Annotated in this window: 10 protein-coding genes; 3 read left to right on the top strand and 7 right to left on the bottom strand. The window is 70.2% G+C overall.

Translation table 11 applies throughout. The annotated features are described in order from the left end of the window. Positions 1-5: 5 nt before the first annotated feature. The 3 genes from ACFPGP_RS03185 to ACFPGP_RS03175 form a co-directional block, all read right to left on the bottom strand. Positions 6-299 (bottom strand): metal-sensitive transcriptional regulator, encoded by a 294-nt coding sequence (locus tag ACFPGP_RS03185; protein WP_378586773.1) that lies wholly within the window; start codon positions 297-299, stop codon positions 6-8. A gap of 48 nt (positions 300-347) precedes the next feature. Further along, the gene (locus ACFPGP_RS03180; protein ID WP_378586770.1) at positions 348-506 is read right to left on the bottom strand and encodes a hypothetical protein; all 159 of its coding nucleotides are present in this window, start codon (positions 504-506) and stop codon (positions 348-350) included. Between the two features lie 199 nt (positions 507-705). Beyond that, the gene (locus ACFPGP_RS03175) at positions 706-909 is read right to left on the bottom strand and encodes a cold-shock protein (protein WP_056863399.1); all 204 of its coding nucleotides are present in this window, start codon (positions 907-909) and stop codon (positions 706-708) included. Positions 910-1233: 324 nt separating this feature from the next. On the opposite strand from ACFPGP_RS03175, the gene ACFPGP_RS03170 reads away from it, so the two are divergent. Both ACFPGP_RS03170 and ACFPGP_RS03165 read left to right on the top strand, forming a co-directional pair. Continuing rightward, positions 1234-1473: a hypothetical protein gene (locus ACFPGP_RS03170; RefSeq protein WP_378586767.1), complete on the top strand. Its 240-nt coding sequence runs from the start codon at positions 1234-1236 to the stop codon at positions 1471-1473. Positions 1474-1624: 151 nt separating this feature from the next. Next, positions 1625-1840 carry a hypothetical protein gene (locus ACFPGP_RS03165; RefSeq protein ID WP_378586764.1) on the top strand — a complete coding sequence of 72 codons (216 nt, stop codon included), beginning with the start codon at positions 1625-1627 and terminating at the stop codon, positions 1838-1840. A gap of 28 nt (positions 1841-1868) precedes the next feature. On the opposite strand, the gene ACFPGP_RS03160 is transcribed toward ACFPGP_RS03165, so the two are convergent. The 3 genes from ACFPGP_RS03160 to ACFPGP_RS03150 all read right to left on the bottom strand — a co-directional run bounded on the left by ACFPGP_RS03160 (position 1869) and on the right by ACFPGP_RS03150 (position 8201). Continuing rightward, entirely contained in the window at positions 1869-3488 is a 1620-nt protein-coding gene (locus ACFPGP_RS03160) for a hypothetical protein (protein ID WP_378586761.1), read from the bottom strand. A gap of 1090 nt (positions 3489-4578) precedes the next feature. Continuing rightward, positions 4579-5964 carry a TolB-like translocation protein gene (locus ACFPGP_RS03155; RefSeq protein WP_378586758.1) on the bottom strand — a complete coding sequence of 462 codons (1386 nt, stop codon included), beginning with the start codon at positions 5962-5964 and terminating at the stop codon, positions 4579-4581. Between the two features lie 989 nt (positions 5965-6953). Beyond that, positions 6954-8201 (bottom strand): TolB family protein, encoded by a 1248-nt coding sequence (locus tag ACFPGP_RS03150; protein WP_378586755.1) that lies wholly within the window; start codon positions 8199-8201, stop codon positions 6954-6956. Between the two features lie 1229 nt (positions 8202-9430). Here ACFPGP_RS03150 and ACFPGP_RS03145 point away from each other — a divergent pair. Then, entirely contained in the window at positions 9431-10720 is a 1290-nt protein-coding gene (locus tag ACFPGP_RS03145; RefSeq protein WP_378586752.1) for a hypothetical protein, read from the top strand. A 136-nt stretch (positions 10721-10856) separates the two neighbouring features. Here the strand turns inward: ACFPGP_RS03145 and ACFPGP_RS03140 are convergent, their stop codons facing one another. Then, entirely contained in the window at positions 10857-12677 is a 1821-nt protein-coding gene (locus ACFPGP_RS03140) for a hypothetical protein (protein ID WP_378586750.1), read from the bottom strand. Positions 12678-13257: the final 580 nt, after the last annotated feature.

Here is a 13257-nt window from a genome sequence, read left to right as displayed (position 1 = left end):
GTGGTTCAGGACCTGATCAGGCGGGCGATCGCGGCCATCGCCTCGTCGACCTTCTCGCGCCCCTCGTCCTCACCGGCGCGCGCGGCGTCCACCACGCAGTGGCGCAGGTGCTCGTCGACGAGGGCGATGGAGACGGCCTCGAGGGCGCTCGTCATCGCGGAGATCTGGGTGAGGATGTCGATGCAGTACTGCTCCTCGTCGACCATGCGGTGCACCCCCCGGGCCTGGCCCTCGATGCGGCGCATCCGCTTGAGGAGCTCGTCCTTGCGGTGCAGGTAGCCGTGCTGGTGCCCGTCCATGGGTCCAGCATACCCCCGTCGGGTATGGAACGGTGCGTCGCCCCGGGGTCAGCCGCGTGGTAGCGGGACCACACCGAGGATGCGGTCGATCTCGTCCGTCGACAGACGGACCTCGGACTCCGAGGCCGCGATGATGAGGTTGGTGGTGAGCTCCACCTCACCGAGGAGGTCGGAGTCCTCCAGCGTGACGTCGAACTGGTCGTGCACCGAGTGGGTTTCCTTCGCGTTCTGAGGGGGCGGAGTACCTGACACCAGACTGCCCGATGAACCCAACCTGCAAACGCTGATGACCGAAAAGTAACCCAGAGATCCCCCGGAAAGCACAGGTCCCCCACCCGTACGGGTGGGGGACCTGTCCAGACAGCTGGGGGGTCGAGGACCTCTCAGCAGGGCCGGCCGGAGCCGGTCAGACCGGGCGAACGTTCTCCGCCTGCGGGCCCTTGGGGCCCTGGGTGACGTCGAACTCGACCTTCTGGTTCTCGTCCAGGGACTTGTAGCCCTGGGTCTGGATCGCCGAGTAGTGCACGAAGACGTCGTCGCCGCCGTCCTCCTGCGCGATGAAGCCGAAACCCTTCTCGGCGTTGAACCACTTCACGGTGCCCTGAGCCATTGCGCTCGTTACTCCTTCATCGGGGCGTGAGCCGCCACTTCGGCGACCCGCACCAGATGCGGTGACACGTCGCTCCGACCTGCGTGACGCTGGGACACACATGAAGAAACGCCGTTGGATCACAAACTCCGCGGGCGTCAGACCTGCTGGAACTTTGCACCTGCTGCAGCACCGACCCTACCAACGACCGGCCCAAAGGAAACCATCCGAGGGCACGGTTTCTGCACAGCCCGCGCAACAGCCGGTGAACGGGTGGTGTCCCCGACCGCGTCGCCGGTCCAGACGGGGGCGTGAAGCGATCCCCGTCGGGGTAACGATCTGTACGTGCGACCCGAGATCGCCGCGCACGAGTTGGTCACGGCCCACGCCACCGGCGTGCTGGTGCTGGCCCTGCGGCTGCCCGCCCCGGACGCGGAGGATGCCCTGCACGCGGCCGCCCGCCGCTACGAGGTGTCGGTCGGTGAGCTCGCCACCGCGGTCGCGCTGACCGCGTCGGGTGCCGAGGTCACCAACCGCCGCCTCGAGGCCATCGTCCGCTCCGAGTGGGGCGACCTGCTCGCCTGAGCCGTCGCGACGCGTCAGCGGACGACGAGGTCCAGCGAGGTCGGCGGTGAGGCGAACCCGGTCACGGCGGACGTTGTGCCCCCTCCGGCACGTACCTGGGCGCTACCGTGTCCTCACCGATCCCGCCCGGTCACACCCCCAGGGGGCAGCGATGGAGAAGCCGTTCGGCCAGGACCTGTGGCGCAACCTCCAGGCCGTGCACGTCGACCGCGACGGGACGTTCCGGGCACCCGTGCGGATCACCGGGGACGACGGCATCGTCGTCGGCGTGGACGCCGTCGAGCACGTCGACGCCAGGCACCCGGCCCCCACCGATCGACGTCCGGGGCTGCTGTCGCGGCTGCTGCGCCGCCCGCCCGGCGCCTGACCTGCCCGACATCGCCGCGCCGAGGAGCTCAGCACCCTGCGTTCGCGCTGGAACCCGACAGCTTCCTCGCCGCGACCCGCTGCTGCCCGGTCGAGATCGGGAACCCGCGCTGCCAGTCCGAGATCAGCGCCGTCTGGTTCATCTCCAGCTGGCCGTCACCGCGCAACGAGAGCCGCAGCGTCAGGGGCACGCGCGGGATCGCGGCGGGGCGGGTGACCGACGCGACGGGGGCACCGTCGAGGAACCAGGTGAGGTGGCGGCGGCTCACCTCCACCGCGGCGTTGATCGGACCGACCAGTGGCGTGAAGTCGTCGCGGGCAGCGCCACGCCAGACCTGCCGCGGCGACCGGACGCCGATCCCGACCCGCTGCGAGAACGGCGAGATGCTCGCGACGGTGATGTTGTGGGCACCGCAGTCGTAGTCGGACGGGCGGGCGGGGATCAGCTCGGCCAGGACCCGGTAGGGGCGACCGCCCGTCTCGAAGGCGTTGCGGATGCGCATCGCGACCTCCCACCGCCCGTAGGTCACCGCGTTCCCCTGCAGCGTCGCGCTGGTGGTCCCGAAGTCGCCGGGCCCGGCGCCGGCGTACCGCTTGGACTCGATCGCCAGGCCGCCGTTGTACTTCGCCACCCTGCCGCTGCCGCTGGAGTAGTCGACCCAGTGACCCTTGATGCGTGTGCCGCGGCCCGGCGGGCTGTCGAGCGACTCGCCGGTCGCCCAGCCGAAGTCGTAGTAGGAGGGGTACCACTCGAAGTTCTGGCTGGCGGTCGGCGGCTGCCCGCCGCGGGAGGCGCTGGGGGCGTCCACCTCGCGCGCGCGCGGGTCGTCGGCCTCGTGAGCGGCGGCGTACGCGTCCTGGGCGGCGCGGCCGGCCAGGACGTAGAGCGGGAACGACTGGGTCCAGCCGATCCGGTTGCCGTCGGTGAAGTAGTTCTCCGCGCGGACCCGGTACACGGTTGTGCCGGCATCCTCGCTCAGCCCGGTGAAGAAGCCGAACCCCTGGAGGCCGACGGTGGTGGTGTCCACGGTGTGCCACGTCGTCGGGCCGGTGCGCTCCTGCAGGGTCAGCTCACGGCCCACGAGGACCGGCGCGCCGGCCGACTGCGGGCTGCGGAAGATGTTGTCCGGCGCGGTGTCCACGGTGAGCCCGTACGTCTCGCCGACGTCGACCCGGACCGCGTCGTTGGTCCGGTTCTCCTCCAGACCGGTGCGGCGCACGGTGAGGTCCTGCGTCTTGGCGTTGAAGACGATGTCCGGGGTGACGTAGGGCCCCGCCTTGGCCCGGTACCGGATGCCGAACATGCTGGGGGCGCGGAACCCGAAGGAGAAGCTGCCGTCGGCCCGGGTGCGGGCGTGCACGCCGTCGACGTCCACCCAGCCGTTGAGGTTCATGTTGAGCTGCAGCCCCACCCGTCGCTCGCCGCGGTGCCCGACGTTCCCGCTCCACGTGAGCAGTTGGCCCCCGATGTAGTTCTTGGGCGAGATCGAGAGGCTGGCCGAGGTGCGGGCGGACACGACGGGGGACGGGCGCGGCTCCATCGCCGACGCCGGCTGCGCGGGGTGCGCGGAGACCGTCACCATGGTCGCGGCCGCGAGCGCGAGCGCGAACGCCGGCAGGGCGCGGGACGTGCGGGGCCGGGTTCTCATGGGCTCCATCGTGCGCGTTCGTGCAGCCTTCGTCAGGAAAAGGTCGAGATCTCGGCAGGTTCTGGACATCTGGGCGACTGCCGGCGGTGATGAGCGAGACGTGGAGCCGGGCTGCGCGTGCCGGGCGCGGCTGCCACGGATAGAGTCGCCAGTCAGGCTGGGGGCCGCGAGAACTGCACGGGACCTTGCCCCGAGGCTCGTCTTGACGAGCGAACCCCTCCCGCGCCCCTGGGACATGGGGACTTTCACTCTGAACTGCGTAGTCGCAGTTCAGACGGTCCCTCGGATTGCACTGACCAGAACGGGCCGACCTTGAGTAGGGAACGTCCAAGAGCGACTGCGACCGGCTTGCGGGCATCCGATCAGCGAACCGCCGGGAAGCCCTGCAGGACCCGCCTGCTGACCACGGACGGGCACTGGTACGAACGCCTGCGCCCGGGATCGGGCCCGCGGCCACCCGCGCCGGCAACGACCTGTTCACGGTCAACCCCGACGGCACGGACCTGACCCGCCTCACCACCACCGGCGACGCCTCCCGGCCTGCTTGGTCACCCGACCACACCCGGATTGCGATCATCAGCGACGGCCCCGACTCCTACGGCGACGCCCCGGCGCCAGGCCTGTGGGTCATCGTCCCCGCCGAGTACCCCGACCAACGCCACCCCGGCCTGGTGTGGCTCGACCACTCCATCAGTGACGTCGACTGGTGAGACCCCACGGCTCGAGACCAACGGCCCTGCCCGACTCCTGTCAACCGGCTCCCGATGCGTGTGTGGGGGCAGGAACTCCGCGGCCCATCGTTGGTCAATGTTGGTGGGGTGGTCCGGCTTGACGCAGAGGACGACGCGCTGCGGCACTCCCGCGCACCCTCTCACCCGTCGCTGATGTACCGCACGAGAACGTCGTCGCCGTGCGTTCTGGACTCGCGCCCGCGCGCAGTTGGAGAGCCACCTCGTAGACGTCGTAGCCGCCATCGCAGACCCGGGGCAGCAGCATGCGTGCCGCGGACCGCCCGACCTGGGGCCTCCACCACGGCGCAGGACACGGTCACACCGCAGGACCCACACCACGGGTGTGGCGGTCCGACGCGTCACCAGGTGATGGTCCGCCCGTAGACGTCCATCGCCTCGTCCGTGTCCTCAGGCAGCATCGGCAGGTACGTCGCGGCCCACACGAAGCTGCGGTCACCGGGCACCGCGAACGACAACCACTGCGACCGTTGCGGCACCGGCGGGTCGGTCGGCACCGTCGGCCCAGTCACCCGGAACACCGCGCCGGTCGTCACGTGCACCAAGTACCCGTCGACCCACCTGCCGTCCGGGCCCTCCTCGCCGGTCAGGTCCTTCGACGAGGACACGAACGCCCACGCGCGCGACCCCGGCAGCAGCCAGAACGCCTGCACCGTCCGGTTGTTCCCCGCCGTGTCGACCGCCGCCGGCCAGACCCGGCCCGAAGCCAGGTCGGTCAGGTACGGCTTCCACAGCGACGGACCGGACTGCGGCGCGTACGTCGTGTACGCCACCCGCGTCCCGTCGGCCGAGATGCCGGCCAGGTAGACCGGCACCCGGTACCTCACGTCCTTGTTCCACGTCAGGTCCTGCACGGCGCCCGTGCGCCGGTCCTTGACGAACACGTCGGGCTGGATCCCGTCGGCCTCCCGGTTGAACACGTTCGCGTGGGAGTCGAACGCCAGGTACCGGCCGTCCGCAGACACGTCGCTGTACCAGCAGCCGTCCGCGCGGCGCCCGTCCTCGCTCATCGACCCGACCCGCGTCACACCGGTCTCGATGTTGCGGACGAACACGACGTACGCCTCGCCGGTGAACCCTTCCTGGTACTCCTGCATGAACGACGCAATCCGCCCGTCGTCGCTGATCCCCCCGCCGACCAACCACCCCCCGAGCTTGTCACCGCGAGGACCGATCGAGACCAGGACCGTCTCACCGGCGACCGCGTCGCGGCGGAACTCATCGACGCGCTTGTCGTTGTCGTCGGGAGTCAACCGGGCCCGTGAGGTGAACAGGACGTACCGGCCGTCCGGCGACATGTCGCTGAACGCCGACCTGCCTCCCCTGCGGTTCGGGTAGGTGCCGTCGGGCCGCACGTTGACCGGGATCGTCCGGCTCTCGACCCGGTCCCACAACGCGACGACGGAAAGCCCGTCGACCGTGGTGGCGTTCAACGCGACGTACCGCCCGTCGGGGGTCGCACCGACGAAGTGGTCCATCGAAACACGACCGCCGACGCCCACCCAGAACGGCTCAGAAGGCAGATCGAAGCTCAACAGCTCGAAGTCGGTGAGCACCGGCGCCCCCTGGACGTTCGCGCGCCCCGCCTCCCCCGCAGCGGGGCTCGCCCCGCCCGGAGACGCAGCACCCACCAGCGCCGCCGTGGCGGCCAACGCGGCGAGCACCGCCACCGCCTGACCCCTGATGACCTTTGCCGAGGCCCGCGCGAAGTTCCGCTGCCCGTCCATGCCGGCCCTTCCCGGCGGCCCCTCCTCCCCAGACCCGGGGCCCGCAGTCCCGGGCAAGGTGCCAGATCGCGGCCGCCTTCTTCCGCGACCCCTCGCCGCCATCCTTGCCCGCCCGCCCGCCCCCCGGTAGAGACCTTGGTCCCCCCGCGACCGACGCCCCCGGCGCACGCGCCAACTCGACCGCCCGACGCCGGAACTCCGGCGGGCGCGCTGCAGGCATTGCGGTGTCCTCTCCTGCACCGATCATCGCTTAGGCAGACGTCCATGGCTACGACGACAGCAAGGGCGACTCGTGATCAGAGCGGGCATGGACACCGAGCGAGTACGGCGTGGCGTCGGCTACCTGTGCGCCGCGGGCCGCCTGCGGGCTGCTGTTCTTGCCCGCGGGCGACAGCCCCATCTCGCCGTTGTTCTCGGTCGGGTTCGTGGTAACCGCGCTCGGAGGGCTGTTCGAGGTCGCATCCGGGCTGAACGTCACGGCTCGGTCGGACAACCCACCGAAGGAGTAGGACCCCTCAGCCCCGATGTTCAACGGGCTCCATCGGTCCACCCCTGTCACCCCGGAGCGATCAGCCGGCCAGCCACTTGGGACTTGCATCCACGCTCGTGGACGAAAGGGGCGTGTTGGCGCCGCAGCCCTGGTCGAGTAGTGACTCAGCACCGGATGCTGGGGCGTGATCGCCCGAGAACTCCGCCGGCAAGCCCGCCGCCGGCGGCTCGATCGGTCCCCGGCTAGAGTCGCAAGCCGGGCAGGGGTCTTTGGAACTCCACGGGCGTTGTCCCGAGGGATCTCCGGGTGAATTTCCCCATGTCCCGGGCCCCTGGGACATGGGGACTTTCACTCTGACGTGCAGTTTCGTCCTCCGGCGGCGAAGAGGACCAGTCCCTCCTCGGAATCGGCATCTGAGGGTTGGGGAACGTGCCTTGCTGCCTGTTCGCGCAGCCATCAACGTCTCGCCAGGCGATGGCAGGAGGACGCAACGTCTTCCTCACCAGTCCAGATCGCTGACCGACCGGTTCAGCACGCTGAGCCCGGGTGCGCTTCCGTCGCCCTTTGCCCAGATACCCGGGTGTGGTGATGAGCCGAAGGGGGCAGGTCCGTCGCTGTAGTAGGCGAACCGTCCACCGTTGGGCGCCCACACCGGGAGGGCGTCGAGAGCCGGCGTGCCAACCACCCGGCGCAGGGCAGTTCCGTCGGTACGCATGCTCATGATGACGGTCGTGCCACCATCCTCGCGCACGAACAGAAGGCGCCGCCCATTGCCCGACCACGACGGTTGAGACTCGCTACCGGGCAGATGCGTGAGCATCGCGAGGTGTCGGCGACCGTGCACCCTGAAGACGGCGATGCCGCGCTCAGGCTTGGTGGCCTCCTCCCGCTCACCGACGGCGATCCATTGGCCGTCGGGTGAGAACTCGGGGTCATACGCCCAGCTCAGCGGGAGCTTGGTGTACTCGAGCCGGCCGGTTGCCAGCGTGACGGTGCCGAGGGCTCGCCTTACCGTCCACGCGATGGACCGGCCGTCGGGGGACCAGGCAAGGTCGCCGTTCGAGTAGAAGCGGTGCACAACCCGCTGCAGGTGGGTCCCGTCGGAGCGCACGACGTACACGTCGCCGTCCGCAGCGAAGGCCAGGCGTCGGTGGTTTGGCGACCAAGCTGGGCCGGAGACGCCGCCGAGGTCGGTCACCTGCCGGAGACCGGAGCCGTCCGGACGGACGGTGAACAGGTCGTGCCCCCTGTCGCTGCCTGCTACGAACGCCAGTCGAGGCCCGTCGGCGGGGGTGGGGACTGCTTCGACCACGGCTGGTTCGGAGTAGCCCGGGCGCCATGCCGGCGTCGTGCCACCCCGGACGAGGAGGCGGTGGTTGCCGCCGTCGGCGTCGAGCAGCCAGACGCCACTCTGCCGCGGGTAGGGCTGCTTCATCGTCCTGCCCGCGACCGCCACCTGGGCACCGTCGGGGGACCAGGTCGGCCACCGGTCAGCGCTGGACTCGGCGAAGATCTCGGTACGGCCGGTCCCGTCGACGTTGATGGTGTAGATGTCTCCGCTGGGTCCCCCGCCCCGGCCGCTGTAGTGCTCGCAGTAGGTGATGACGTCGCCGCTCGGCGACCACTCCGGGTCATCTGCGTCTGGCCATGTTTCCGCGAGCTCGGTCAGGCCGGCACCATCAGCGGAAACGACGAACAAGGACCGCCCGTTGCTGTACTCGTCGCCGTGGTCGGCCTCGCGGGTCACGACCAGCCGGGTACCGTCCGGCGACCAGCTCGGGTGGGATGCGTAGGGCCAGTCCGCGGAGGGACGGACCAGTGCGTGCGACTCGAGCGAAGCCAGGTCCAGGATGCGTACCTCGTCACCGCTGGTGTAGGCGACCTCCTGCCCGTCGGGCGACCACGACGGATCCGAGCCCGCGACCAACTGGGTCTCTGCGGTGCCGTCTGACTCCATGACCCACAAGAATCCGTTTCGCGTGAAGACGATCCGGGCGCCGTCAGGTGAGTAGTCCGGCGCTGAGCCGCCGTCACCGGTGAGCCGGAGGCGGTCGGATCCGTCGGTCCGGATCGTGTAGATCTCGAGGTTGCCGGTCGCGTGCGAGCTCGCCGCGTACGCCACCATGCCGACCATCTGCTCCCCCGGAGCCCAGAAGGGTGTATCGGTCGCACGGGGAACCGCGGCTCCCGCGCCGGTCAGCGCAGTCGTCAACACGGTGGAGATCGGGAGCATCCACGTCGACCAGTCGGTCACCTTGCCCATGGGTCTTCCCCCATCGCGCGCTTGACTGCGGCGACTTGCGACCGAGACGTGCCGCCAGCTTGTGTCAAGCCTGCCGGCTGGGTTGGGGCTCCGGGTAGAGCCCAACGTCCTCGTGGCTCCGCATCCCGTGAAGGCAGGCAGCCCCCTGGCACCACCACGCGGTGTGACCAGCGAGCGGCCGGTCTCATGGCGGTCCTCGACCCCGGCCGCGGTTCCGGAATCTCGTTGCCGGGCCTGCGTCGATCAATCAAAGGACCAGGAGGGACGGCCGAGTTCAGGAATGCGGCAATAGCCGCTTGGCCTGATGGCTCCCAAGGGACGCGACGAGCTGTGGTCTTGGGCAACGACCCTGTGCTGGCTGGACCCCCTGCGGGTCTGGCCTGGACTGCGTTCGGAACGACAGACCGGGGCTCGGCACAGGCGATCACGCTTCGAGCGCGACTTCCCGCTCACCAAAGGGTCAAGCGACCGACGGCCCCCACCCGCAGCGCGCTCAGGACCTGCGACTCTGGCGGTTGCACATCGAGCGCGCTCTGCTGAGAGCAGGGGTCGACCCGATCCGCACCCTGGGAGTTGTCATGACCCTTCCGCGACGCCAGGCACTTCTCGGCAGCACCACTGGCCTCGCTGTCGCCGCACTCACCCTCGCTGTCACGTCGCCACTCGCCGCGGCCCCGTCCCCCGACGCTTACGCCTCATCGGCGCCCCCCACCGTGGAGTCGTCTGCCGCTGCTCCGGCCGACCTCCTCAGTCGCTCGCTCGGCACGTGGACAGAGACCTGGAGTGAGCCGGTCACGATCTCGGACCCGGCTGACGTCGGCGAGAACGTCGCGATCGACGGCTCGGGCGCCGGCGTCGTGGTCACCTGGTCACCCCGGTACGCCAATCTGCTGGCCCGCATCTACCGGCCCGGGTCCGGATGGAGCGACATCATCGACACCCCTCAGACGTCGAACTCTCTCCTCTACGTGCACGCGGCGATGGCGCCAGACGGGCAGGTCTGCCTCAGCTACGAGGAAGACCGATACGCGGGGAACGTCCTGTGCGACGCCGGCGATGGCGTCTTCGGCGAGGAATTCTCACAAGACCACCCCATCAGCGTGGGCGTCAGCAGCACCGGTGTCTTCACCGCAGCGTGGTGGGACGCCAACAACGCCGGCGAACGACAGGTCTACGTCTCCCAGCGGCACTCCGGCGCCGGACAGACCTGGTCCGAGCCCCTCCAGCTGAACACGACCGGCCACGAGACCGGCATCCGGCCGCAGGTGGTCCCCGGCAACGCCGCGCAGGCAAGCGTCACCTGGCCGGACCGCCTCGCCTCCGGCACCGGCGCTTCACAGGTCGTGGTCCGCAGCCAGCGCCCCGACGGGACCTGGACCGACCAGGTCCCCGTCGCACCAGCCGGCATGCGTGACGTCGTCTCCGCATTGCGGCCCAACGGCGATCTCGTCGTCGCCTACCGGCAACCACACGACGGACCCCTCGACGTCCGCGAACGCGACGGCATGACCTGGGGTGACCCCGTCCGAGTCCGCGACGTGTCCCGCCAGGTCGACCAGCGGACCGAGCTCACCCTCGCAGCCGGCGGCCGCGAGGTGACCGCACTGGCCTGGGAGGCCGACCTGCACGCGACGCCCAAGTACCGGCCATTCATCAAGGCCACGATCGGCCGCAACGGCGACTTCACCCGCCCCGTATCGCTCAGCGAGGGATGGGACTACAGCTGGCTGCAGCAGATCGTGGTCACCGGCAAGGGCAAGGTCGACTCCGCCTGGTGGTCCGACGGCCGACGAGGCGACAGCTGGTTCGGCGGCTACCACGCCCGCGCCTGGACCGCGAGGCGCGGCTGGAGCCGTGTCACCGCGATCAACGGCGACAACACCGAGGGATGGTCGGTGGTGTTCCCCGCCCTTGCGATCGGACCGTCTTCGAAGGCCTGGTACGCCTACGTGGCGGGCCGGCGTGACACCGTTCGCGTCAGCCACACCCGCGGAACCGGATGATTAGAAGCAGAACACCCCTGCCCGCCCAGGCAGCGAACGAACCCCTGCCCGCGAACGGTGCGCGACGACACGTCCGCTCCCTGGCGGTGGTCAAGGTCGCGCGCGGGATCGACAGGGGACAAGCCCACGGCACGTGCTACCAGTCGAGGTAGCACACGGAACGATCGATGCGAGCCAGCTGCAGCCCTCCCCGCGGTGCACCCGTGGCTCCGGTGACCCAGATGCCTGGCCGGGGGGCAGCCCCGTAGGGGTGCGGCCCGTCGCTGAAGAATGCGACCCGGTGCCCGGCGGGTGAGGCGGCCGGTGCGGCAAGGAGGCCGGCGCCCGCGGCGAGGGTCCGCAGCCTCGTGCCGTCGAGCCGGATGCTGAGGACCTCGTCGCCTGAGATGGCGTCCCTGCCGGGCTGGTGGGCGAACACGATCCGCTTCCCGTTGGCGGTCCAGGTGGGTTGCAGAGCCACTCCGCCGACATGAGTCAGGAGGCGGGCCTGGCCGCCGTCGGCGTCGACAAGACCGAGCGCGGTGCCGCCGATGTCGAAGTTGGCCGTGAAGACGATGGTGCGTCCGTCGGGCGAGTAGGCCGGGTCGTCCGGCGTCGTGATGATGCGGCCCAGACGCACATGCGTGACGGCACCGGTGCGCAGGTGCAGGACCGTGAGCCGGCGGCCTCTGCCGCCCCAGGCGATGGCTCGCCCGTCCGGGGTCCAAGCGAAGGATCGTCCGGCGAGGGCGACGCCGGTGCTGCTGACCGTTCCGTCCGGTTGCCGGATCGTCAGGACCCCCGCCGAAGCGTAGGCGAGATGCTGGTGGTCGGGCGCCCACGCCAAGTCGGTGACGTCTCCGGTGGTGGTGAGCTGGCGCAGGCCGGTGCCGTCGGGGCGCATGGTGAACAGGTCGCCGCCGGTGTCGGTGATGGCGACGAAGGCGAGCCGGGCTCCGCGGCCGGGGGTCGGGTAGGTCACGGTGGTGGCCGGTTGGCTGTACCCGGGGCGCCACACGGGGCCTCCGCCCTGACGGGTGAGGAACGTGCGGCGGGTTCCGTCGGCGTCGGCGAGCCAGATGCCGTGCAGGACTCCGGGGTACTCCCACGATGCGCCGTCGCTGCTGTAGGCGATCTGCGTTCCGTCCGGTGACCAGACGGGATCGCTGTCGGTGCCGCCGGAGTCGAGCAGGCGGGTGCGGCCGGTTCCGTCCGGGGCGATGGTGTACAGGTCGCCCTCGCCGAAGCTGTCGCGTTCGTCTGGAACTTCCTGGTAGGCGATAAGTGCGCCGTCTGGTGACCAGGTCGGGTTGCCGGCGTAGGGGTAGGTGGCGGTCAGGGCGGTGAGGCCGGTTCCGTCGGCGGCGACCGTGTACAGCTGCTGGTCGAGGTCGTAGTTCTCGTCGAAGGCGCCTCCGACGAATGCGAGCATGGTCCCGTCCGGGGACCAGGTCGGCGACTCGGTGCGCTGCCAGTCGGTGCCGGTGGCGACGACGGTCTTGGTGGCGGTGGCCGGGTCGAACAGGATCAGCCGCTCACCGAGCCCGTAGGCGATGCGGGAGCCGTCGGGGGACCACGCCGGGTAGAGGCCCCGGCGGATGATGCGGTGCTCGTCACTCCCGTCGGCGTTGATGACCCAGATGCCGCCGTCGTAGCCGGTGTAGGCGATCTGGGTGCCGTCGGCGGACCAGGTCGGTCCCCACCCGCCGTGGCGGCTGACCTGTCGGCGCCGGGATCCGTCGGTGCGAATCGTGTAGATGTCGTCGCGGCGCCCGGTGCCGGAGGCCGCCGTGTAGGCGAGCATCCCGACGGTCGCCTCCGCCTGCGCTGAGGCTGGAGCCGGGGGCTGAGCGCTGGGTGCCGGTCGGCTGTGGGCGGGCGCCGTGAGCGCAAGCCCGAGCACCGCGGCCGTGACCGCCGCGATGACCGGCCCGGCAAAGACTGTGATCCAGTGCGGGGCGGGACGCGACGCCTTCATGATCGAGCCTCCTTGCATGGGTAGCCTCGACCCCGGCAGCACGAGATGCCTGTCCCTGACTTCACCTTGACGCCCTGGGAGCGCTGCTCGCCAGAGCCGAATTGCCTACGCCCCGTGGTCGTTGCCAGCGCCACCGACTCATAAGACACCCTGCGGGTCGCTGCTCCACTGTCCGACGACTCGCCCCTCTCCCGCCCGCCCACTTGCCCCGCGAAGACCCTTGTTGGCCTCAAAGACGACCAAGCGGATCTCCTCGACCGGAGACTCCGTTCAATTGGGTGTGGAGGCGGACGTGGTGGCGGTAGTGGACGTCGTCCATCCAGACAACAGCAGCCGCTCCGTCCGCGCCCCAGGCCAGTTGCTGCGTTCCGGACTCGGCGTGCCGGGCGGTCAACGCGATGGGCGCGGTCCAACCGCTGCGCTGCGTCCAAGTGCGCGTGAACACGCGGTAGCCGTCCTGGACGTGCCCCCGGTCGGTGTGGGTCCACGCGGCCCGCACGCGACCGGTGTCGTCGACGGTGATGACCGGCCGAAGGTCGGATGCCCCCGTCTTCTGGGTGATGCGGGTCGGCTCGGTCCA

The organism is Nocardioides taihuensis, from assembly GCF_042657275.1.
GTDB classification, from domain to species: Bacteria; Actinomycetota; Actinomycetes; order Propionibacteriales; family Nocardioidaceae; genus Nocardioides; species Nocardioides taihuensis.
The sequence above is the reverse complement of the archived record's forward strand: the minus strand, read 5'-3'. Positions and strand labels throughout refer to the sequence as shown.